The sequence below is a fragment of the Nocardioides sp. Soil805 genome, from assembly GCF_001429625.1.
Lineage (GTDB): Bacteria > Actinomycetota > Actinomycetes > Propionibacteriales > Nocardioidaceae > Nocardioides.
This window is the reverse complement of sequence record NZ_LMSU01000002.1, coordinates 170,276-191,296: the sequence shown is the minus strand read 5'-3', so window position 1 is coordinate 191,296 and position 21,021 is coordinate 170,276. Positions and strand designations below refer to the sequence as shown.

Annotated in this window: 21 protein-coding genes; 13 read left to right on the top strand and 8 right to left on the bottom strand. The window is 73.0% G+C overall.

Features of this window, described 5'->3' with window-relative positions; genetic code table 11:
• The first annotated feature begins 7 nt into the window (after positions 1–7).
• The 3 genes from ASG94_RS11420 (at position 8) to ASG94_RS11410 (ending at position 3,188) form a co-directional block, all read left to right on the top strand.
• The gene (locus tag ASG94_RS11420) at positions 8–559 is read left to right on the top strand and encodes an RNA polymerase sigma factor (RefSeq protein WP_056926597.1); all 552 of its coding nucleotides are present in this window, start codon (positions 8–10) and stop codon (positions 557–559) included.
• Complete coding sequence (locus tag ASG94_RS11415) at positions 556–2,058, top strand: M1 family metallopeptidase (RefSeq protein WP_056926596.1); 1,503 nt, start codon at positions 556–558, stop codon at positions 2,056–2,058. Before ASG94_RS11420 ends, ASG94_RS11415 begins: the two co-directional genes overlap by 4 nt.
• A 158-nt stretch (positions 2,059–2,216) precedes the next feature.
• Positions 2,217–3,188: an NAD-dependent epimerase/dehydratase family protein gene (locus tag ASG94_RS11410; protein WP_056926595.1), complete on the top strand. Its 972-nt coding sequence runs from the start codon at positions 2,217–2,219 to the stop codon at positions 3,186–3,188.
• Positions 3,189–3,409: 221 nt separating this feature from the next.
• Here ASG94_RS11410 and ASG94_RS11405 read toward each other — a convergent pair whose 3' ends face one another.
• From ASG94_RS11405 to pdhA, 3 genes are read right to left on the bottom strand one after another with little or no spacing between them, the layout of a single operon-like run.
• The gene (locus ASG94_RS11405; RefSeq protein ID WP_056926594.1) at positions 3,410–4,951 is read right to left on the bottom strand and encodes a dihydrolipoamide acetyltransferase family protein; all 1,542 of its coding nucleotides are present in this window, start codon (positions 4,949–4,951) and stop codon (positions 3,410–3,412) included.
• On the bottom strand, positions 4,951–5,958 hold the full coding sequence (locus tag ASG94_RS11400) for an alpha-ketoacid dehydrogenase subunit beta (RefSeq protein WP_056926593.1): 1,008 nt from the start codon (positions 5,956–5,958) through the stop codon (positions 4,951–4,953). The genes ASG94_RS11405 and ASG94_RS11400 overlap by 1 nt, the downstream gene beginning before the upstream one ends.
• Positions 5,958–7,115, bottom strand: a complete 1,158-nt coding sequence (gene pdhA, locus ASG94_RS11395) for a pyruvate dehydrogenase (acetyl-transferring) E1 component subunit alpha (RefSeq protein WP_056926592.1) — start codon at positions 7,113–7,115, stop codon at positions 5,958–5,960. Before pdhA ends, ASG94_RS11400 begins: the two co-directional genes overlap by 1 nt.
• A 167-nt stretch (positions 7,116–7,282) precedes the next feature.
• Between pdhA and ASG94_RS11390 the strand changes: the two genes are divergently transcribed.
• Entirely contained in the window at positions 7,283–8,320 is a 1,038-nt protein-coding gene (locus tag ASG94_RS11390; protein ID WP_056926591.1) for a family 43 glycosylhydrolase, read from the top strand.
• Between the two features lie 92 nt (positions 8,321–8,412).
• Positions 8,413–9,714: a family 43 glycosylhydrolase gene (locus ASG94_RS11385; protein WP_056926590.1), complete on the top strand. Its 1,302-nt coding sequence runs from the start codon at positions 8,413–8,415 to the stop codon at positions 9,712–9,714.
• Between the two features lie 164 nt (positions 9,715–9,878).
• Here ASG94_RS11385 and ASG94_RS11380 read toward each other — a convergent pair whose 3' ends face one another.
• On the bottom strand, positions 9,879–10,793 hold the full coding sequence (locus tag ASG94_RS11380) for a glutathione S-transferase C-terminal domain-containing protein (RefSeq protein ID WP_082624209.1): 915 nt from the start codon (positions 10,791–10,793) through the stop codon (positions 9,879–9,881).
• A 263-nt stretch (positions 10,794–11,056) separates the two neighbouring features.
• Here ASG94_RS11380 and ASG94_RS11375 point away from each other — a divergent pair, with 263 nt between their 5' ends.
• Both ASG94_RS11375 and ASG94_RS11370 read left to right on the top strand, forming a co-directional pair.
• Entirely contained in the window at positions 11,057–11,617 is a 561-nt protein-coding gene (locus tag ASG94_RS11375) for an ArsR/SmtB family transcription factor (RefSeq protein WP_056926588.1), read from the top strand.
• Positions 11,614–12,912: an MFS transporter gene (locus tag ASG94_RS11370; protein WP_056926587.1), complete on the top strand. Its 1,299-nt coding sequence runs from the start codon at positions 11,614–11,616 to the stop codon at positions 12,910–12,912. The genes ASG94_RS11375 and ASG94_RS11370 overlap by 4 nt, the downstream gene beginning before the upstream one ends.
• A 67-nt stretch (positions 12,913–12,979) precedes the next feature.
• Here the strand turns inward: ASG94_RS11370 and hisC are convergent, their stop codons facing one another.
• From hisC to ASG94_RS11355, 3 genes are read right to left on the bottom strand one after another with little or no spacing between them, the layout of a single operon-like run.
• Positions 12,980–14,083 (bottom strand): histidinol-phosphate transaminase, encoded by a 1,104-nt coding sequence (hisC, locus tag ASG94_RS11365; protein ID WP_056926586.1) that lies wholly within the window; start codon positions 14,081–14,083, stop codon positions 12,980–12,982.
• A 10-nt stretch (positions 14,084–14,093) separates the two neighbouring features.
• Positions 14,094–14,663 carry a VanZ family protein gene (locus ASG94_RS11360; RefSeq protein WP_156411557.1) on the bottom strand — a complete coding sequence of 190 codons (570 nt, stop codon included), beginning with the start codon at positions 14,661–14,663 and terminating at the stop codon, positions 14,094–14,096.
• Between the two features lie 9 nt (positions 14,664–14,672).
• Positions 14,673–15,293, bottom strand: coding sequence for a TetR/AcrR family transcriptional regulator (locus ASG94_RS11355; RefSeq protein ID WP_056926584.1), 621 nt, complete (start codon positions 15,291–15,293; stop codon positions 14,673–14,675).
• Between the two features lie 75 nt (positions 15,294–15,368).
• Here ASG94_RS11355 and ASG94_RS11350 point away from each other — a divergent pair, with 75 nt between their 5' ends.
• The 6 genes from ASG94_RS11350 (at position 15,369) to ASG94_RS11325 (ending at position 20,306) form a co-directional block, all read left to right on the top strand.
• Positions 15,369–16,847 carry a carotenoid oxygenase family protein gene (locus ASG94_RS11350; RefSeq protein WP_056926583.1) on the top strand — a complete coding sequence of 493 codons (1,479 nt, stop codon included), beginning with the start codon at positions 15,369–15,371 and terminating at the stop codon, positions 16,845–16,847.
• A 34-nt stretch (positions 16,848–16,881) separates the two neighbouring features.
• Entirely contained in the window at positions 16,882–17,253 is a 372-nt protein-coding gene (locus ASG94_RS11345; RefSeq protein WP_056926582.1) for a phage holin family protein, read from the top strand.
• Complete coding sequence (locus ASG94_RS11340) at positions 17,253–17,759, top strand: low molecular weight protein-tyrosine-phosphatase (protein WP_056926581.1); 507 nt, start codon at positions 17,253–17,255, stop codon at positions 17,757–17,759. The genes ASG94_RS11345 and ASG94_RS11340 overlap by 1 nt, the downstream gene beginning before the upstream one ends.
• Positions 17,756–18,616, top strand: a complete 861-nt coding sequence (locus ASG94_RS11335) for a fructosamine kinase family protein (protein ID WP_056926580.1) — start codon at positions 17,756–17,758, stop codon at positions 18,614–18,616. Before ASG94_RS11340 ends, ASG94_RS11335 begins: the two co-directional genes overlap by 4 nt.
• A 60-nt stretch (positions 18,617–18,676) precedes the next feature.
• The gene (locus ASG94_RS11330) at positions 18,677–19,381 is read left to right on the top strand and encodes an ANTAR domain-containing protein (RefSeq protein WP_162260807.1); all 705 of its coding nucleotides are present in this window, start codon (positions 18,677–18,679) and stop codon (positions 19,379–19,381) included.
• A 166-nt stretch (positions 19,382–19,547) separates the two neighbouring features.
• Positions 19,548–20,306 (top strand): sigma-70 family RNA polymerase sigma factor, encoded by a 759-nt coding sequence (locus ASG94_RS11325; protein WP_056926578.1) that lies wholly within the window; start codon positions 19,548–19,550, stop codon positions 20,304–20,306.
• Positions 20,307–20,312: 6 nt separating this feature from the next.
• On the opposite strand, the gene ASG94_RS11320 is transcribed toward ASG94_RS11325, so the two are convergent.
• Positions 20,313–21,011, bottom strand: a complete 699-nt coding sequence (locus ASG94_RS11320; RefSeq protein WP_056926577.1) for a helix-turn-helix transcriptional regulator — start codon at positions 21,009–21,011, stop codon at positions 20,313–20,315.
• Between the last annotated feature and the right edge of the window lie 10 nt (positions 21,012–21,021).

Sequence of the window (21,021 nt, the reverse complement as noted above, 5' to 3'; positions counted from 1 at the left end):
TGCAGGTGTGACGCCTGACGACATCGATGACCTGGCGCGTCGGGCGCGCGACGGGGACCGCGACGCTCTCGAGTCACTCCTGGCCGAGGTCCGCCCGCGCGCGCTCAACGTGTGCCGCGGGGTGCTGCCCTACTCCGGCGACGCCGAGGACGCCTGCCAGGAGGCGCTGCTCAACGTCGCCACCAAGATCGGCTCGTGGCACGGCAACGGGCGCTTCACCACCTGGATGCACGTCGTCGCGCTCAACAGCGCCCGCTCGACCTACCGGCGGATGAAGAACCAGGCCGTGCCCACCGACTTCGAGGGCGTCCACCACCACGAGCGCCCCGACCCGCGCACCACCTCGGTCATCGCCGGCACCCGCCTCGACCTGCTCGAGGCGATGGAGACCATCGAGCGCGACCACCCGCAGTACGTCGAGCCGCTCATGCTGCGCGACGTCTACGGGCTGCCCTACGACGAGATCGCCAGCCTGGTCGGCGCGCCGCTCGGCACGGTCAAGGCGCAGATCCACCACGGCCGCAAGCTGGCCCGGCCGCTGCTGCGGGGCGAGGCGTGAGGCGCCTGCGCGGTACGGCGGGGCTCGCCGTCGCCGGCCTGCTCGCCGTCGCCCCCCTCGCGGCGTGCACCTCGTCGCAGTCCTCGTCCGAGGCCCCTGCCTCCTCCTCCAGCGCGCCCCCTGCGTCCGGGGCCCCGGCCGTCGAGGCGGTGGAGCCCGACCTCGCGCTCGCCGAGAGCACGCCGCGGGAGGACTCGCTCTACCCGTCGGTGGGCCACCCCGACGTCGACGCGCTGCTCTACGACCTCGACCTGGACTGGGCTCCCACCTCCCGGACGCTGACTGGCACCGCCACCCTCACCTTCCGCGCGGCCCGCGACACCCGGGCGTTCCGCCTCGACCTGGCCGACGCGCTGGACGTCGAGAGCGTGACGCTCGACGGCGAGGACGCGTCGTACGCCCATCGGAGCAAGGACCTCGTGGTCCGCTCCCCGATCACCGAGGGTGATCGGCACGAGCTGGTCGTGGAGTACTCCGGCAGCCCGCGTCCCGAGCCGGCGCCGACCACGCGCAGCGACTTCTCCGAGGTCGGCTTCACCGTCACCGAGCGCGGCGAGGTGTGGACGATGCAGGAGCCGTACGGCGCCTACTCGTGGTACCCCGTCAACGACCAGCCCTCCGACAAGGCGCTCTACGACATCACGGTGACCGTGCCCTCGCCCTGGACCGGGGTGGCCAACGGACGGCTGGTGTCGACGGAGAACTCTTCCCAGGAGGGTGAGGACCTCACCACCACGCGCTGGCAGCTCGACGAGCCCGCGTCGTCGTACCTCGTGACCCTCGCGATCGGCGACTACGCGCACCGCTCCAACTCCTCGACCAGCGGCGTGGGCATCGACTACTGGATCCCGCGCGGGCTGCCGATGGCCTACGACGACCTCAAGGTCGCGGCCAAGGCGGTCGACTGGATCGAGCAGCGCCTCGGGCCGTACCCCTTCAGCACGCTGGGCCTGGTGCTCACCGACTCGCAGAGCGCCATGGAGACCCAGACGATGGTGACCCTCGGCAACAACGAGTACGTGCGCTCGGCGCCGGTGGTCCTGCACGAGCTCGTGCACCAGTGGTACGGCGACCAGGTCTCGCCCGCCGACTGGAGCGACGTGTGGCTCAACGAGGGCATGACGATGCTGATGCAGGCGCTCTACGAGGCCGACCGCGGCGGCTACGACGTCGAGGCGCAGATCTCGCAGTGGCGCGCGCAGGACCAGCAGCTGCGCGACCAGTACGGCCCGCCCGGCGACTACGACCCGCGCCAGTTCGGCGGGTCCAACATCTACTACTCCCCCGCGGTCATGTGGGACGAGCTGCGCCGCGAGCTCGGCGACGAGGCGTTCTTCGAGATCGCGCGCTCGTGGCTCACCGACCACGACAACTCCTCCGTCACCCGCCAGCAGGCCTTCGACCACTGGGAGGCCGAGACCGGGCTGGAGCTGTCGGCCTTCTTCGACGCGTGGATCACGGGGTCACGTACGCCGCCGAAGGGACTCATCGGCAGCTGACGCCCAGGTTTGGGTAGTCCGTGACGAAGGGACCCCTGGATCGGCCGATCCGGGGTCCGATCGACACGGACTACCCCGGGCCCCCCGGGTTTCCGCTGCGTTTCCGCTGCCCGCGAACGGCCCTTGCCGGATGCGCGCCCGGCCGATGGGGTGGGGGCATGCGACTCCTCGTGCTCGGCGGTACCCGGTTCCTCTCCCGCGAGGTCGCGGCCCGCGCGGTGGCCCGTGGCTTGGACGTGACGTGCGCCTGCCGGGGCACGTCGGGTCCGGTGCCCCCCGGGACCACGCACGTGCAGTGGGACCGGACCGAGGAGGCGCCCGCCGCGCTGACCGACGGCGACTGGGACGCCGTCGTCGACGTCGCCCGGCTGCCCTCGCACGTGCGCCGCGCCGTCGAGGCGGTCCCCGACGCGCACTGGGTCTTCGTCTCGACCATCAACGTGTACGCCGACAACTCGTCGCCGGCCATGGAGCCCCTGGTCGAGCCGGTCACCGACGACGTCGACCTGGCCACCGACCCGGAGGCGTACGGCACGATGAAGGTGGCCTGCGAGTCCCTGGTCCGCTCGGGCACCGCGTCCTCGATGGTGGTGCGGCCGGGGCTCATCGCCGGCCCGGGTGACGAGAGCGGCCGCTTCGCCTACTGGCCGACCCGGCTGTCCCGCGGCGGCGAGGTGCTCGCGCCCGGAACCCCCGACGACGTCGTGCAGGTGATCGACGTACGCGACCTGGCGGAGTGGCTGCTCGACGCCTGCGAGGCCCGGACGACCGGGGACTACGACGCCGTCGGCACCCCGACGGCGATCGGGGACCTGCTCGGCGAGGTCGCGGCCGGCGTCGGGTCCCTGTCGCCGCTGCTGACGTGGGTGCCGTCGGAGTTCCTGGAGCGCCAGGGGGTGGAGCCCTGGGCGGGCGACGGGTCGGTGCCGCTGTGGCTGCCGCGGCCGGAGTACGACGGCATGATGTCGCACGACCCGGGCCCCGCGGTCTCGGCCGGGCTGCGCCTGCGGCCGGTCGGGGACACCGCCCGCGACAGCCTGGGTGCCGTCGTGCACGGGATCTCCGCGGAGCGCGAGGCCGAGGTGCTCGCCGCCTGGTCCTCCCGCTCACGCCGACCGGGCACTTCCTGACACCTGGAACCCACCGACCGGGCACTTCCCGACCGCAAGGACACGCCGACCGGGCACTTCGTGACACCTGGAACACGACGACCGGGCGCTTCCACGCGGCGTACATGCATGGAAGTGCCCGGTCGGCGCTCTGGTGCTGTCAGGAAGTGCCCGGTCGGTGCTCTGGTGCTGTCAGGAAGTGCCCTCTCGGCACTCTGGTGCTGTCAGGAAGTGCGCTCTCGTCAGAAGAGCAGCGCGCTCCCCGGGTCGGCGAGGATCCCGGCGACGTCGGCGAGGAACCGCGAGCCCTTCTCCCCGTCGATGTGGCGGTGGTCGAAGGACAGCGCCAGCGTGGTCACGTCGCGCACCACGATCTCGCCCTCCTCGGAGACCCACGGCCGCTTGTTGATCGCGCCGAAGCACAGGATCGCGGACTCGCCCGGGTTGATGATCGGGGTACCGGCGTCGACGCCGAAGACGCCCACGTTGGTGATCGTGAACGTCCCGCCCGCCATCTCGGCGGGCTGCGTCTTGCCGTCGCGCGCCGTGGCGGTGAGCTCGCCGAGCGCACCGGCCAGCTCGACCATCGACATCGAGTCGGCGTCCTTGACGTTGGGCACGACCAGCCCGCGCGGGGTGGCCGCGGCGATGCCGAGGTTGACGTAGTGCTTGTGCACGACCTCCTGCGCGGCGTCGTCCCAGTAGGAGTTGATCTCCGGGGTCCGCTTGATCGCCAGCAGCACCGCGCGGGAGAGCACCAGCAGCGGGCTCACGCGGACCTCGCGCAGCTCGCGCCGCGCCTTGAGCCGCTCGACGAGCTGCATGGTGGCGGTGACGTCGACGGTGATCCACTCGGTGACGTGCGGGCTGGTGAAGGCCGACTGGCTCATCGCCTGGGCCATCATCTTGCGCACGCCCTTGATCGGCTCGCGGGTCTCCCGCGGCCCCTCGCCGGTACGCCGCGTGGTCGCCGGCTCCGCCGCGGGCGCCCAGCCGTTGTCGGTCCCGCTGCCGGAGGCCGCGGCCTCGACGTCGGCGCGGGTGATCACGCCGCCCGGGCCGGCACCGGTGAGCAGCGTCAGGTCGACGCCGAGGTCCTTGGCCAGCTTGCGCACCGGCGGCTTGGCCAGCGCACGGACGTCGCCCCGCGGCGTCTGCACGGAGGGCGGGACCAGCGCGGGTGCCGGGTCGGACGGCCGGGCCGGTGCCGCCGACGTGGCGGGCACGGCCGGCTCGTCGACCGCGGCGACCTCGTCGGTCTGCGCACCGCCCGGGGCGAAGGCGCCCTGGAGCTGCATCTGGGTCTGGGCACCGGCCGCGGTGGACGGCGTGGCCGATCCCTTGCGGGCCCGGCGCTGGGGGCCGCGCTCGGCCTTGTTGCGGCCGACCAGCGACTCGCCCTCGCCACCGCCGGACGCGGCCGGGTTGGAGAGGTCCATGTCGGAGAGGTCCACCGCGGCGGCCTTCTGGGCCATCCCGAGGTAGGGGTCCGACTCCGTCTGGGCAGCGGTGGAGGCGGGCGTCACCGGCGCGGCCGGAGCCGCGTCGGAGGCCGAGCCGATGGAGATGATCGGCGTACCGACGTCGACCATCTGGCCCTCGTCGACCATCAGCGCGAGCACCGTGCCGGCATACGGCGACGGCAGCTCGACGATCGACTTGGCGGTCTCGATCTCCACGATGATGTCGTTGATCTCGACCGAGTCGCCGGCCTTGACCTTCCACGACACGATCTCGGCCTCGGTGAGGCCCTCGCCCACGTCGGGCAGCTTGAACTCGCTCATCAGAACTCCATGCTCCGGTCGACGGCGTCGAGGACCCGGTCGAGGTCGGGGAGCCACTCCTCCTCGATCCGCGACGGCGGGTAGGGGGTGTCGAAGCCGCCGACGCGCAGCACCGGGGCCTCGAGGGAGTAGAAGCACTCCTCGGTGATCCGGGCCGACAGCTCGGCGCCCAGGCCGAGGTTGACGTGCGCCTCGTGGACGACGACGGCGCGACCGGTGCGGCGTACGGACTCGAAGACCGGCGCCATGTCGAGCGGCGAGAGGGTGCGCAGGTCGATGACCTCGAGGTTCTTGCCCTCGGACGCGGCGGCCTCGGCGGCCTTGAGCGCCGTCTTGACCGTCGGGCCGTAGGCCAGCAGCGTCGCGTCGGAGCCGGCGCGGACGGTGCGCGAGGTGAACAGCGGGTCGGGCGTGGCCGACTCGTCGAGCTCGGCCTTGTCGGCGTGGTACTGCCGCTTGGGCTCGAGGAAGATCACCGGGTCGTCGCACGCGATGGCCTGCTGGATCATCCAGTAGCCGTCGATCGGGTTGGAGCAGGCCACGACCTTGAGCCCGGGCGTGTGCGCGAACTGCGCCTCCGGCGACTCCGAGTGGTGCTCGACCGCGCCGATGCCGCCGCCGAACGGGATCCGGATGACCATCGGCATCTTGGACTTGCCCTGCGACCGGAAGGTCATCTTGGCGACCTGGCACACGATCTGGTCGTACGCCGGGTAGACGAAGCCGTCGAACTGGATCTCGACCACGGGACGGTAGCCGCGCAGCGCCATGCCGACCGCGGTGCCGACGATGCCGGACTCGGCCAGCGGGGAGTCGATGACCCGGTCCTCGCCGAAGTCCTTCTGCAGGCCGTCGGTGATCCGGAAGACGCCGCCGAGCTTGCCGACGTCCTCGCCCATGATCAGGACCTTGGGGTCGTCCTCCATCGCCTTGCGCAGGCCCATGTTGAGGCCCTTGGCGAGGGTGATCCGCTGGGTTGAGCCTGTCGAAACCTTCTGCGTGCTCATCAGTGGCCCGCCCCTTCAAAGCTCGCGAGGTACGCCGCGTAGCCGTCGCGCTGGGCGGCGAGCTCGTCGGTCATCTCGGTGTAGACGTGGTCGAAGACGCTCATCGGCTGCGGGTCGGGCAGCGCCTTGCAGCCCTCGCGCAGGTGGTGGCCGAGCTCGTCGGCCTCGGCCTTGAGGTCCGCGAAGTACTGGTCGTCGACGAGGCCGTTGCGACGCATGTAGACCTCGAGGCGGGCGATCGGGTCCTTGAGCTTCCAGTGCTCGAGGTCGTCGCTCATCCGGTAGCGGGTCGGGTCGTCGGTGGTGGTGTGCGCACCCATCCGGTAGGTGTACGCCTCGACGAGCGTCGGGCCCTGGCCGTCGCGGGCGCGCTGCAGCGCGGCCTGCGTGACGGCGTACGTCGCGAGGACGTCGTTGCCGTCGACGCGGACGCCGGGGAAGCCGAAGCCGAGGGCGCGCTGGTAGAGCGGGATGCGGGTCTGGCGCTCGATCGGCTCCGAGATGGCCCACTGGTTGTTCTGGCAGAAGAACACGACCGGCGCGTTGTAGGACGCCGCGAAGATGAAGCCCTCGTTGACGTCGCCCTGCGAGGACGCGCCGTCGCCGAAGTGCGCGATGACCGCCGCGTCGCGGTCGGGGTCGCCGGTGCCGACGACACCGTCGCGCTGCATGCCCATGGCGTAGCCGGTGGCGTGCAGCACCTGGGCGCCGATGACGATCGTGTAGAGGCCGAAGTTGTTGTCCTTCGGGTCCCACGCGCCCTGGTCGACGCCGCGGAAGAGACCGAGCAGGTCGAGCGGGTCGATGCCGCGGCAGTAGGCGACGCCGTGCTCGCGGTAGGTCGGGAAGACGTAGTCCTGCGGGCGCAGGGCACGGCCGGCGCCGATCTGCGCGGCCTCCTGGCCGAGCAGCTGGGCCCAGATGCCGAGCTCGCCGTGGCGCTGCAGCGCGGTGGCCTCGGTGTCGATGCGCCGCGTCAGGACCATGTCGCGGTGGAAGCCGCGCAGCTCCTCGGCGGAGAAGTCGTGGTCGAACTCGTCGTGGTGGACGCGCTCACCCTCCGGGGTCAGCAGCTGGACGAGCTCGGGTCCGCCGTCCTGCTGGCTGGGTCCGAAGACCTCCACCAGGTCGGGGCCAAATCCTCCGGGGTCGCTCATGGCACTCCTTCGTGCGGCTAGCAGCGTCTCGGGGTCACCGGGATCGCCGACGGCTCGGTGCGGCCGCGGGCGTGTGTGACCCCGACCACATGGTGCCCGCACGGTATCGAGCGAGCCAGCGCGCGCGCCAATCGGCCCCTGTCGCGGGGCCGTGCTTGGATCTCCCGGTGCTCCGACCCTCGGCCGTCCTGCTCGCCCTGGTGCTGGCCCTGACGTCCGCCGCAGGCCTGGCCGCCACCGCCTCCGCCGCCGACCCCGGTCGGCCGCGACCCGTCCTGACGGGCGACTTCGCCGACCCGGCGGTGGCGGTCCTCGGCTCGGGGTACGTCGGATTCTCGACCGGCAGCCTCGTCCCCCGGGCGGTCTCGGACCGGCCGCGCGGGGCCTGGCGAGCCGCCGGCCGGGGACTCGTCCGGCTCCCCTCGTGGTCGCACGCCGACGGCGACGTCTGGGCCTCCGACGTCGCCCGGGTCGACGGCTGGTGGCTGCTCTACTTCGCCGCCCCGGTGCGCGGGATCGGTGAGTACGGGCGGTGCATCGGGGTCGCGCGTTCCCGCAACGCGCTGGGGGGCTTCGTGCCGGTGGGCGGCCGCCCGCTGGTCTGCCCGTCGTACGCGAAGGCGCCGACGGCCGCCGACACCGTGCCGCAGCCCGACCGCTCGCTGCCGCGCGCCGGGGTGATCGACCCGTCGCTGTACGTCGAGGACGGGCGCCCCTACCTGCTCTACAAGACCGACCGCATCCCCTCGTCGATCCGCCTCGTGCCGCTGTCCCGGTCCGGGATCCGGGTGGCGGGTGCGTCGGTCGAGCTGTTCCGCCACGACGGGGTGCTGGAGAACCCGGTGCTCGTGCGCCGGCCCGAGGGCTACGTGATGCTGCTGTCGCAGGGCGACTTCGGCCGCTGCTCCTACCGCACGGTCTGGCGCCGGTCGGCCTTGCTGCTGGACTGGTCGGCGGCCGAGTCCGGCGTGCTCCTCGACCGGGGGACGACCGGCTTGTGCGGTCCGGGCGGCGCCGACGTGAGCGGCGTACCGAGGGGGTCGCGGCTGCGGCTCTTCCTGCACGCCTGGACGTGCGAGCGGCGGCTCTGCCCGTCGGGGGTCGACCTCGTGAAGCGGCGTCCGCGGCTGGGCTCGCAGCGCCCGATGTACGCCGCGGAGCTGACGTGGCCGGGCGGCGTGCCGGTCGTCTCGCGCTGGCGCTGAGCGGGACTTGCTGGCCGACTGTGGCGTGGGCACTTGCACCGCCCCCGGGGCCTCGGGGTATCAAGGGTGTGCCTTCAAGGGGGACCTTCCACATGGCACTGACCCGCTGGACCGGCGCGCTCGCCGCGCTGCTCGTGCTGCCCGCACTGCTCGCCGTACCCGGATCGTCGACGGCGACCCCGGACGGATCCACCGATGGGCACCCGGGTCGGTCCGGCCGCGCGGCGATCGCCCCGCGCCCGCTCATCTGGGACCGCGACTTCGGCGACCCGAGCGTGGTGCGCGACGGCGAGCACTGGTACGGCGCCGCCACCGGCTTCCGGGGGCGTGCCGCCCGTGCGCAGCAGGACTGGGGCGAGTGGGGCCGAGGCGGTGACGTGCTCAACGGCCGCCCGACGTGGGCGAAGTACGCCGGGGTCTGGGGGCCCGAGGTCGAGCAGACCCCCAACGGCTTCGTCACGTACTTCACGATGCCGTCGGCCGGCCTGCCCCACGACCAGGACCGCTGCATCGGGGTCGCCACCGCCCCCGACCTGTCGTCGACCTTCACCGTGCTGGGCAACAAGCCGCTGGTGTGCCCCGACTACGCGACCACCATCCCGGCGTTCGACCCGGTCGCGGGGAGGGTCGGGCTGCCGCGACGCGGGGTCATCGACCCGTCGTCGTACGTCGCGCCGGACGGCCGCCGCTTCCTGATGTACCGCACCCAGGGCACCCCCTCGACGATCCGGCTCATCCGGCTCAATGCCGCCGGCACCGCGACGTTCGGTCGCAGCCGCGAGCTCATCCGCGACAGCGGCGTGCTGGAGAACCCGGTGATGGTGAAGCACGGCGACTGGCACTACCTGATCACCTCGCGCGGCGACTACGGCGACTGCCGCTACCGCACCATCTGGCGCCGCTCGCACTCGCTGACGCGCGGCTGGCAGGGCACCCGCGGCCACGCGCTGCTCAACCGCCGCAACACCGGCGTGTGCGGGCCGGGCGGCGCGGACTACGTGCCGGAGTCCGGCACCGCGGCCAACCGGATGTTCTTCCACGGCTGGGTCTGCAAGGGCACCAACCTGCCCTGCTACCAGTCCTACCAGGGCCACCAGGACTACGAGGACGTCGGCAAGCGGGCCCTGTACGCCGTCCGGTTGCGGTGGACGAAGGACGGACCGTCGATCTCGGCGTTCGTCCAGGGGCTGGTCCCTCCGCCCCCGCCGCCGCCACCGCCGCCTCCGCCGCCTCCGCCGACCGAGGAGCCGTCGCTGAGTCCGTCGCCGAGCCCGACCGAGCCGTCCCCCACGGACCCGTCACCGACCAGCCCGTCCCCCACGAGCCCGTCCCCGACCGACCCGTCCCCGACGGACCCGTCCCCGACGGACCCGACGACCACCGCGACCCCCTAGGCCGACCGGGCACTTCCTGACACCCCAGCACCGCCGAGCGGGCACTTCCTGACACTTCGGTCTTGCGGTCAGGAAGTGCCCGCTCGGCACGATCCAGCGGTCAGGAAGTGCCCGCTCGGCACCCTCCACGCGCCACAAAGTGCCCGCTCGGCACCCTCTCGGCGTCAGCCGCGCCCGTGCGGCTCCAGCCAGACGTCCGGGTCCGGACCCTTCGGCACGATGCCGGTGGGGTTCACGTCGGTGTGCACGACGTAGTAGTGCTGCTTGATCTGCTCGAAGTCGATCGTCTCGCCGAAGCCCGGCGTCTGGAACAGGTCGCGCGCGTAGCCCCACAGCGCCGGCATCTCGGCGAGCTTGACCCGGTTGCACTTGAAGTGGCCGTGGTAGACCGCGTCGAAGCGGCCCAGCGTGGTGAACAGCCGCACGTCGGCCTCGGTGATCGCGTCGCCCATCAGGTAGCGACGGTCGGTCAACCGCTCCTCGAGCCAGTCCATCGCGATCCAGAGGCGGTCGTACGCGTCGTCGTACGCCTCCTGCGAGCCCGCGAAGCCGCACCGGTAGACGCCGTTGTTGACCTCGGTGAAGACCCGCTTCATCACGACCTCCATCTCCTCGCGGAGGTCGGCCGGCCACAGGTCGGGGGCGTCGGGGCGGTGGTGCTCGCGCCACTCGAAGAAGAGGTCGTGCGTGATCTGCGGGAAGTCGTTGGTGACCACGGCGCGCGACGCGACGTCGACCATCGCGGGGACGGTGATGCCCTTCGGGTAGTCGGGCACCCGGTTGAAGTAGGCCTCCTGCAGGTGCGTCATGTCGAGCACCGGGTCACGCCCGTCGGGGTCGAGGTCGAAGGTCCAGCTGCGCTGGTCGTGGGTCGGGCCGGGAGCACCCCACGAGATCACGTCCTCGAGGCCGAGGAGGTTGCGCACGATGATGGCGCGGTTGGCCCACGGGCAGGCCTTGGCTGCGACGAGGCGGTAGCGACCCGGCTCCACCGGCCAGACCTGGACGTCCTGCGGACCGCGGTCGTCGGGATCCGCCGAGCGCTCCCCGGCCAGGATCCGGTCGCTGATGTAGTCCATGTCCCGCTCGAAGGGCTTGCCCTTCGAGGTGTACGTCGTGCTGCCGGTGTCGCCCACGTGTACCTCCCGATCGTTGCCGTCTCAACCATCTTGTCACGGTGCCGGCGACCGGCCGCGCCCCCTGTAACGCGCCGTCCGCCTCGCCCCACCCCCCATCGATGGGCGGTCATCCGTGGGTAACGGCGCGTTACATGACCCGGACCGCGCGAACCGACCGCAAAGAAGTGTTTGCAAATGACTGTTGGCGGTTCTAGCATCACCTCATGGCCTCCTCCGTCTCCCCCGACATCGCCGGACTGCGCGCCCTGAGCCACCCGGTCCGGCTGCGGATACTGGGCGTGCTGCGCACCGAGGGGCCGGCGACCGCCACGACGCTGGCCCAGCGCCTCGGCCTCAACACCGGCGCCACGTCGTACCACCTGCGCCAGCTCGCCCAGCACGGCTTCATCGAGGACGACCCCGAGCGCGGTACCGGCCGCGACCGGTGGTGGCGGGCCGCGCACGACGCCACCCGCACCGACTTCCGCGGGGAGGGCACGAGCGACGAGGACGTCGAGGCCTACCTGACGAACGTCGCCCTGCTGTACGGCGACCGGTTGCGCTCGGCGGTCGCCGAGCTGCGGTTCCTCCCCGAGGAGTGGCGCTCGGTCGGGACCCTCAGCGACTGGGAGGTCCGCCTCACGCCGAGCCAGGCCGACGACCTCGTCCAGGCGCTCGTGCGGGTGATCGAGGAGGCCCGTGACAGTGACGACGACACCGCCGCCCCGTTCAGCGTCAACCTCAACGCCTTCCCCCGCCCCGGAGCCCTGGGGCCCGAGTCATGAGCACCCCGACTGCCGTCGCGCCCCGTCGCGCCCCGCTCGTCGGAGGCCTCACGGCCGAGGGCATCTCCTTCGTCGGGACCCGGGTCTCGATGATCGCGATCCCGTGGTTCGTGCTGTCCACCACCGGGTCGGCCACCCAGACCGGGCTGGTCGCGGCCGCCGAGATCGCGCCGCTCGTGATCTTCAAGGCGCTCGGCGGGCCGCTGCTCGACCGGCTGGGCCCGCGCCGCGTGACCCTCACCTGTGACCTCGCCTCGGCCGTCGTGGTGGGGGCCATCCCGTTCCTGCACCACCTCGGGATGCTGACCTTCCCGCTGCTGCTGGTGCTCGTCGCGCTGGCGGGCGCGCTGCGCGGCCCGGGCGACGCCGGCAAGGCGGCGATGACCCCCGAGATCGCGCGGGTCGCCAACGTCCCCCTCGAGCGGGTCACCGGTCTGGCGAGCGCCGTCGAGCGCACGTCGTCGATGACCGGCGCGGCCCTGGCCGGCCTGCTGGTCGCCGCGGTGGGCGCGGCCAACGCCCTGTACGTCGACGCCGCGTCCTTCGTGATCTCCTTCGCCGTCTTCGCGCTGGCCACCACCGGGATGGGTCGTCCGGTGCCGCCGTCCGCGGAGGACGGGACGACCGGCGACGCCGCCGCGACGTCGTACCTCACCGAGCTCCGGGAGGGCTGGGACTTCCTTCGCACCGAGCCGGTCCTGGTCGCGGTGTGCGCGATGGTGGCGGTGACCAACCTGGTGGACCAGGCCTACGTCACGGTGCTCGCGCCGGTGTGGGCGAAGGAGTCCGGCGCCGGGGTCGAGGTGCTGGGCGCGCTGTTCGCGGTCTTCAGCGGGGCCTCGGTGCTCGGCGCGCTGGCCGCCGCGCGGTGGGGCGAGACGCTGCCGCGCTACCGGACGTACGTCGTGGCGTTCCTCATCGCGGGCGCGCCACGCTTCGTGGTGATGGCGGTCGAGTCGCCGCTGTGGGCGGTCTTCGCGGTCACCATCGTGGCCGGCGCGGCGGCGGGCTTCCTCAACCCGATCCTCGGCGCCGTCATCCTGGAGCGGATCCCGGACCCGCTGATGGGCCGGGTCTCCTCGCTCAACACCGCGATCTGCTGGTCGCTGATGCCCCTCGGCGGGCTGCTCGGCGGCGTGGCCGTCACGGCCCTCGGCCTCTTGCCCGCCCTGCTCCTCGCCGGGGCGGCGTACTTCCTCACGACGATGGCGCCGACGCGGGTGCCGTCGTTCCGGGCGATGGACCGGATGCCGCGGGAGAGTCCCCGCCCGGGCGGGGACTCTGTCACCGTGTGACCGTTGCAACCGTCACACGGTCACCGACTCGCCGACACAGTCCGGGCGACCGGTCCGGAGCGACAGGTCACCGCGGGAAGGTCCGCGCCAGCTCGAGCAGCCGGTCGTTGGCCTCGGTCTCCCCGATCGTGACCCGCGCACCCTCGCCGGCGAAGGGACGCACGACGATGCCGAACTCGTCGGCCGCGGCCGCGAAGTCCCCGGTCCGCTCCCCGAGGCCGAACCACACGAAGTTGCCCTGCGCGTCCGGGATCTCCCAGCCGGCGTCGCGGATCCCGGCCACCACGCGGGCGCGCTCGGCGACGAGGGCGTCGACCCGCTCGAGCAGCTCGGGCTCGGCCTCCAGCGAGGCGATCGCCGCGGCCTGCGCGACCGACGAGACACCGAAGGGCAGCGACACCGCCCGCAGCGCACCGGCGAGCGGCGCCTGGGCGATCGCGTAGCCGACCCGGAAGCCCGCCAGCCCGTAGGCCTTGGAGAACGTACGGGTCACGATGACGTTGGGGTGGGCGCGGTACGTCGCGACGCCGTCGACCGCGTCGTCCATCCGCACGAACTCGAGGTAGGCCTCGTCGACCACGACCACCACGTGGGACGGCACTCGGGCGAGGAACGCGTCGAGGTCGGACTGCGAGACGGCCGGCCCGGTCGGGTTGTTGGGCGTGCAGACGATGACGACCTTGGTGCGCTCGGTGACCGCCTCGGCCATCGCGTCCAGGTCGTGGCGACCGTCGGCCAGCACCGGGACCCGCACGCTGGTCGCGTCGGCGACGGTGGCCGCGATCGGGTAGGCCTCGAAGGAGCGCCAGGCGTAGACGACCTCGTCGCCGGGATCGCAGAAGGCGTTGAGGAGCTGGTAGATCAGCGCCACGCTCCCGGTGGCCGCGGCCAGGTCGGACGTCGGGACGCCCAACCGCGCCGCCAGGGCGTCGTACAGCGCGCTGTTGCCCATGTCCGGGTAGCGGTTCATCGCCTCGGCGGCGCGGGTCGCGGCCTCGACGACGCCGGGCAGCGGCGGGTAGGGGTTCTCGTTCGACGACAGCTTGTACGTCGTGAGGCCCTCGCGGGGCGTGGGCGGCTTGCCGGGCACGTACGTCGGGATCGCCGCGACGTTGCGACGGGCCGAGGGGGACGTGGGCGAGCTGGACGACGGGACGGACGGCGTGGACATGGCGAGCAGGTTAGCGCCGGCCCGGGACCGGGGGCCGCCCGTACCTCCACGGCTGCAGCACGAGGGCGAGCACGATGCCGAGCAGCCCCCCGAGGACGGCCCCGGCGATGTTGTCCACCATGTCGGTGACGTCGCAGGCGCGACCGATCCGGGCCGCCGCGAGCTGTGCCGTCTCGATGAGCAGCGAGTAGAGCCCCAGGGCGGCGATGCCGAGCGGGCCGAGCACCCACCGGGTGCGCCAGCGGGCGACGGCCAGCACCCACAGCGCCCCGGCCGGGACGAAGACGGCGATGTTGAGCAGCCGCTGGCTGCCGGGGAGGATCCAGAAGCCGTCGGGCGCCGGGCCGCCGTAGTCGAGCGAGCAGGTGGTCTGGGCCTCGTCGGCCGGTACGACGCCGATGCCCCACTCGGCCGGGATGAGCGTCAGGATGCCGATGCACACGACCGTCCAGCAGAACCCGGCGATCGCCACCGCCGTCACCGGGCCGAGCCGTCCGCGCAGCAGCCGCGCGAGGCCGACGAAGACCGCCAGCGCGACGAGGCAGCCCAGGAGCATCACGCCCGTCCCGCCGATCGTCACGGCAGGAGGCTAGCGAGGCGAGGGGGCGAGGGCGGCCAGCAGGTGCGCGAGCATCGGCCACAGGACGGTGCGCTCGGAGTCGTCGACCACCCGGTCCATGCCGGCGAGCTCGAGCATGACGTAGCCGTGCAGGGCGCTCCAGAACTGCGCGGCGACGGCGCGCGGGTCGCCGGGCAGGAGCACGCCGGCGTCCATGGCCCGGGCGACGCCGGCCACGATCTGCTCGAAGGCCGCCGCCGCCACCTCCGGGTCGGCACCGCGGCCGTGGAAGCCGCCGAGGCTGATCGCGCCGAACATCACGCCGAAGAGGTGGCGGTTCTCCAGGGCGTTGTCGCGGTAGGCCCCGGCCATCCGCCGCAGGTCGGCGAGCGGGTCCTCCGTGCGACCCACCGCGTCCACGTGGTCGATGAGCCGGCGGAAGCCCTCCGTGGCGACGGCCTCGACCACGCCCGTCATGGACCCGAAGTGGGTGTAGACCGCCATCGTCGAGGTCCCGGCGGCACCGGCGAGCCGGCGCGCGGACAGCGAGGAGGGCCCCTCCTCCCCCAGGATCCGGGCGGCCTCCTCGATGAGCCGCCGGCGCGGGTCGCCCGAGGCCGAGGAAGAGTCCGTAGAAGGTGGGCCGCTCACCCTCGACATCCTGCCATAACGCCGTTATGGTCGATCTATAACAGTGTTATCCACCTTTCCCGAGCCGAGACCGCCATGACCCTCACGCACACCCCGCCGACCACCAGCCGCTACCTCCGGGACAACTTCGCGCCCGTCACCGAGGAGGTCACCGCCGTCGACCTGACCGTCACCGGGACGCTGCCCGACCACCTCGACGGCCGCTACCTGCGCATCGGCCCCAACCCGATCCACGAGCAGGGCGAGCACTTCCACTGGTTCCTCGGCGAGGGGATGGTGCACGGCGTGCACCTCCGCGACGGGCAGGCCCAGTGGTACCGCAACCGGTGGGTGCGCTCCGCCGACGTCGCCGCCACGCTCGGCGAGCCGGTCCGCGGCACGCCCGGGGGCTCGGACTTCGCCGCCAACACCAACGTCCTGGAGCACGCGGGCCGGACCCTGGCGCTCGTGGAGGGCGGCGCGTCGCCGTACGAGCTGACCCACGAGCTCGACACCGTCGGGCCGTGCGACTTCGACGGGACGCTGCCCAGCCTGCCCGGCCACCCCGGCTACACCGCCCACCCGCACGAGGACCCGGACACCGGCGAGCTGCACGCGATCTCCTACAGCTGGATGCGCGGCAACCGCGTCGACTACTCGGTGCTCGACACCTCGGGGCGGATCCGGCGCAGCGTCGACATCACCGTCCACGGCAGCCCGATGATGCACGACTTCGCCCTCACCGAGCGCCACGTCGTCGTCCTCGACCTGCCCGTCACCTTCGACCTCGCGGCCGCCACCGCGGACGTCCCGCGCCTCGTGCGCCCGCTGGTCCGGGGCGTGCTGGGACGGGTCGTGGGACGCAACCCGGTCCCCGAGCCGATGATCGCCCGGGTCGCCCGCGGGTCGGGCGGGTCCGACGGCTCCCCCGCGCTGCCCTACCGGTGGAACCCCGACTACCCCGCCCGCATCGGCGTCCTGCCGCGCGACGCGGAGGGCGACGCGATCCGCTGGTTCGAGATCGACCCGTGCTTCGTCTTCCACACCCTCAACGCGTACGACGACGGGGACACCGTCGTCGTCGACGTGGTGCGGCACCCGCGGATGTTCGCCACCGTGCTGGACGGCCCGGACGAGGGTCCGGCGACCCTGGCCCGCTACACCCTGGACCTGGCCACCGGCCGGGCACGGCAGTCGGGCTTCGACCAGCGCTCCCAGGAGTTCCCGCGCCACGACGAGCGGCACACGGGCCGGCGCCACCGCTACGGCTGGGCCGTCGGGTTCGACGGCGGGCGCGCCGGCGACACCGTGCTGCGCCACGACCTGGACGCCGGGCGCACCGACGTACGCCGCCTGGGCACTGGCCTCGAGGCCAGCGAGTTCTGCTTCGTCCCCACGCCCGGCAGCACGACCGAGGGCGACGGCGTCCTGCTCGGCTACGTCTTCGACGCGGCCGAGGGCCGCTCGCACCTGCGCGTCCTCGACGCCGCCTCGCTCGAGGACGTCGCGGCCGTGCACCTGCCCGCCCGCGTGCCGGCGGGCTTCCACGGCAACTGGGCTCCCGCCGAGGGCTGAGCAGCGCTGCCACCTCGCCCCTACGCTGGCGGGCATGAGGTTCGTGATCTGGCTGCTGACCACCGCGGGAGGGGTCGCCGTCGCGGCGTGGCTCCTCGACGGCATCTCGTTCGACGGCACCGACTGGCAGGACAAGGTCCTCCCGCTCCTCGGCGTCGCGCTGATCCTCGGCCTGGTGACCACGTTCATCAAGCCGTTCATCACCCTGCTCTCGCTGCCCTTCATCCTGCTGACCCTCGGCCTGCTGCTGCTGGTCATCAACGCCCTGATGCTGATGCTCACCGCGCGGCTCGCCGACGCGTTCGACCTCGGCTTCACCGTCGACGGGTTCTGGACCGCGCTCCTCGGCTCGGTCGTCATCACCCTGTCGACGTGGGCCATCGACGCGGTGGTGAGCGACGAGTGATGGACCGGCTGCCCGACCAGCACACCGAGGGGCCCTACCGGATCGCGCTCGTGTGCCTCGGCAACATCTGTCGCTCCCCGATGGCCCACGTGGTGCTGGCCGACCACCTCGACCGCGCCGGCCTGGCCGCGAAGGTCGAGGTCAGCAGCGCCGGCACCGGAGGCTGGCACGTCGGGCGGCCGATGGACGCCCGCGCCGCCACCGCCCTGATCGGCGAGGGCTACGACCCCTCCGGCCACCGCGCCCGGCAGTACGACGACGGGTGGCTGGAGCGCCACGACCTGGTGCTGGTCATGGACCGGTCCAACCTCGCCGACGTCGGCGCGCACGAGCGGGTCGCACTGTTCCGCGACTTCGACCCGGTCGACCGGGGCGGCGAGGTACCGGACCCGTACTACGGTGGTGACGACGGATTCGGGGAGGTGCTGGCCATGGTCGAACGCACGAGCGCCGCGATCGTGGACGCCCTGCAGCGCCGGGACCGGACGGGCACCGGCGCGCGATGACCCGCCAGCCACTGGTCGCCCGCCGCGCCGAGGAGCTCCTCGGCGCCGCGGTGGTGGCGACGGCGCCCGTGGCCGGCGGCGACATCTCCACCGCGACCCGCCTGCGGCTGTCCAACGGCACGACCGCCCTGATGAAGACGCTGCCCCACGCTCCTCCGGGCTTCTTCGAGACCGAGGCGGCCGGGCTGCGCTGGCTGGCGGAGGTCGAGGACGGCGTCCCCGTCCCGCCCGTGCTCGCCGTCGACGCCGAGTGCCTGATCCTGACCTGGGTCGAGCCGTCCGCCAAGCAGGGCCTCGAGTCCGCGATCGCCTTCGGCCACGCCCTGGCCGCCACGCACGCCGCCGGCGGAGCGGCGTACGGCGCGGAGCGGGACGGCTTCATCGGCCGCCTGCCGATGCCCAACCGCACCGCCCCCAGCTGGGCGGAGTTCTACGCCGTACGACGCGTGCTGCCCTACCTCAAGCTGGCCCGCGACCGCGGCGCCATCACCCCCGAGGACGCCCGCACGGTCGAGTCCGTCGTCGGCCGGCTGCCCGGCCTCGTCCCCGAGGAGCCGCCGGCGCGCCTGCACGGCGACCTGTGGAACGGCAACTGCCTGTGGAGCGCCGACGCGGTCCACGTCATCGACCCCGCGGCGTACGCCGGGCATCGCGAGGTCGACCTCGCGATGCTGCACCTCTTCGGCCTCCCGCACCTCCAGCGCGTCGTGCAGGCCTACGACGAGGTCGCGCCGCTGGCCGACGGCTGGGAGGACCGGCTGGCACTGCACCAGGTGTTCCCGCTGCTCGTGCACGCGTGCATGTTCGGCGGCGGGTACGGCGCCCGGGCGGCCACCGCCGCCGCCCGCTACGCCTGACCCGTCGCACCGGCGCGGAGAGGGGTAATGTCGAGAGCCCACCTGTCCCGAGGAGCCCTGGTGGACAGCACCCGAACGAGCCTGGCCGTCGCCCTGGCCGAGGCTGCCCGCATGATCGACGGCTCGTCCTCGGTCGAGGACACCCTGGCCGCCATCGCGGCGGCCGCGGCGGTCTCGGTGCCCGACATCGACCAGGTCGGGATCAGCGTCATCCATCGGGGCGGCGAGATCGAGACCCGCGCGGCGACGGGCCAGCTCGTCTGGGACCTCGACGGCCTCCAGTACGAGCTGGGCGAGGGGCCGTGCGTGAGCGCGATGCTCGACGAGCCGGTGGTCGTGGTCGACGACATCCGCAACGACCAGAGGTGGCCGCGCTTCGCCCCGCGCGCGGCGGCGGCCGGGCTGCGGGCGCAGATGGCGGTGCGGCTCTACCACGAGGACAGCACGATCGGGGCGCTCAACATGTACGCCACCGAGGCGACCACCATCCACCGCGACGCCCCCGAGGCCGCCGAGCTCTTCGCCGCCCACGCGGCCCTCGCCCTCGGCCGGGCCCGTCGCGAGGAGCAGCTGCACGAGGCGCTGCAGACCCGCAAGCTCATCGGCCAGGCCATCGGCGTGCTCATGGAGCGCTACGGCATCGACGAGGACCGCGCCTTCGGCTTCCTCGTCCGCGCGTCCTCCACCAGCAACGTCAAGCTGCGCGAGGTGGCCCGCGAGGTGGTCGACCGCACCAACCAGGGCCGCCGGGGCGCGACCTCCTGAGGTCCGGACGCGCGCCGCCGGACGGCGTACCTCCCCCGGGGTGAAGACGCCCGCTCGGAGGTCCCGCCGACGGTTGACGCCCCCACGCCCACGTGACTAGCGTCCCGGGGGACTGCTTGCTGGAGACCACGGCGAGTGCCCTTCCTCCCGGAACGAGGCGTCGATCGTGGTCCCTGTCTCCCTTGTCCCCAGCCCGCTCGTCCCCATCACACCGGTCCCCCGTCCCCGTGGCGGCCGCGGGTCGACCGACCGGCTGATCGAGTCCCACCTCGGCGTCGCCCGCTCGATCGCCGCCCGCTACCGCAACCGGGGGGTGAGCCGCGAGGACCTCGAGCAGGTCGCCTACCTCGGTCTCGTCAAGGCGGCCGGGCGGTTCGACCCGGACGCGGGCCACGACTTCGTCGCCTACGCCGTCCCCACCATCCGCGGCGAGGTACGCCGTCACTTCCGCGACGCGTGCTGGATGGTCCGACCGCCCCGGCGGGTGCAGGAGCTCCAGGTCCGGATCACCGCGGCGGAGCCCGAGCTCACGCTGCAGCTCGGGCAGCAGCCCACCCCGGCCCAGCTCGCGGCCCACCTCGACGAGCCGGAGCCCGTGGTCCGCGAGGCGATGGCGGCGGACGGGTGCTTCCGGCCCTCCTCGCTCGACGCCCCGGTCCAGGACGGGACCGCGTCCCTGGCCGACCTGCTGGCCGCCGAGGACGGCGAACGAGGGGCGCTCGAGGCCCGTCTCGTCCTCGGCCCCCTCGTCCGGGCACTGTGCCCGCGAGACCGCGACATCCTCACCATGCGCTTCTTCGAGGACCGCACCCAGGCGGAGATCGCCGCCGTCGTGGGCGTCACCCAGTCGCAGGTCTCCCGCACCCTCACCCGCATCCTCGAGGAGCTGCGGGCCGCGCTGGCCGGGCACGCACCGGCCGCCTGACCGGGCTCAGCCGACGTGGCGAGACGGTTCCAGGGGGCCTCCGACCGCGTCGACGCGCTCGTCGACGGGATGCACGAGGAGTCCGTGCCGCACCCCCCACAGCACCGCCTGAGAGCGGGAGGTCACCCCGATCTTGGCGTAGCAGGCGCGGATGTAGGACTTGATCGAGTTGATGCTCAGCTGCGTCTCGTCCGCGATGTCCTGGTTGGAGCGTCCCCTGGTGATGAGGCCGAGCACGACGGTCTCCCTCGGCGTCAGGGGCCAGGGCTCGGGAGCGGGGTCGTCCCCGGCGCTGGCGTGGCCACCGACGTCCACGACCACCCGCCCCGAGCCGATGCGCACGAGGGCGCCGACGAGCCGATCGACGGGCAGCCGCTTGCTGAGGTAGCCCGCCGCCCCTCGCGCCAGCTCGGTGGAGACGGCGCTGCGCGAGCAGTCCCAGCTGTAGGCGACGACCCGGGCCCGGCCCGGGGCGACGGGGGCGCTCGGGCTGCTCGACCGCACGCTGCGGCGCAGGACGTACGCCGGGTCGTACAGGACGAGGTCGCCGGCCGGCTCGCCGGATCCGGGCGACCCACCGGCCACCAGCACCACCTCGTCGAGGCGATCGGCCAGCATCGCCTGCAGTCCGCGGACGACCAGCTCGCTGTCGTCCGCGACGGACACGCGGACGGGAACGGGGATGCCGTTGCTGAGGGGGAGCATGACGTCGAGT

Coding starts and splice junctions, on each gene's coding strand:
- ASG94_RS11410 (WP_056926595.1), top strand. CDS start 2,217: ATGCGACTCCTCGTGCTCGGCGGTACCCGGTTCCTCTCCCGCGAGGTC.
- ASG94_RS11405 (WP_056926594.1), bottom strand. CDS start 4,951: ATGAGCGAGTTCAAGCTGCCCGACGTGGGCGAGGGCCTCACCGAGGCC.
- ASG94_RS11400 (WP_056926593.1), bottom strand. CDS start 5,958: ATGAGCACGCAGAAGGTTTCGACAGGCTCAACCCAGCGGATCACCCTC.
- pdhA (WP_056926592.1), bottom strand. CDS start 7,115: ATGAGCGACCCCGGAGGATTTGGCCCCGACCTGGTGGAGGTCTTCGGA.
- ASG94_RS11385 (WP_056926590.1), top strand. CDS start 8,413: ATGGCACTGACCCGCTGGACCGGCGCGCTCGCCGCGCTGCTCGTGCTG.
- ASG94_RS11380 (WP_082624209.1), bottom strand. CDS start 10,793: ATGGACTACATCAGCGACCGGATCCTGGCCGGGGAGCGCTCGGCGGAT.
- ASG94_RS11375 (WP_056926588.1), top strand. CDS start 11,057: ATGGCCTCCTCCGTCTCCCCCGACATCGCCGGACTGCGCGCCCTGAGC.
- ASG94_RS11370 (WP_056926587.1), top strand. CDS start 11,614: ATGAGCACCCCGACTGCCGTCGCGCCCCGTCGCGCCCCGCTCGTCGGA.
- hisC (WP_056926586.1), bottom strand. CDS start 14,083: ATGTCCACGCCGTCCGTCCCGTCGTCCAGCTCGCCCACGTCCCCCTCG.
- ASG94_RS11350 (WP_056926583.1), top strand. CDS start 15,369: ATGACCCTCACGCACACCCCGCCGACCACCAGCCGCTACCTCCGGGAC.
- ASG94_RS11345 (WP_056926582.1), top strand. CDS start 16,882: ATGAGGTTCGTGATCTGGCTGCTGACCACCGCGGGAGGGGTCGCCGTC.
- ASG94_RS11340 (WP_056926581.1), top strand. CDS start 17,253: ATGGACCGGCTGCCCGACCAGCACACCGAGGGGCCCTACCGGATCGCG.
- ASG94_RS11335 (WP_056926580.1), top strand. CDS start 17,756: ATGACCCGCCAGCCACTGGTCGCCCGCCGCGCCGAGGAGCTCCTCGGC.
- ASG94_RS11320 (WP_056926577.1), bottom strand. CDS start 21,011: ATGCTCCCCCTCAGCAACGGCATCCCCGTTCCCGTCCGCGTGTCCGTC.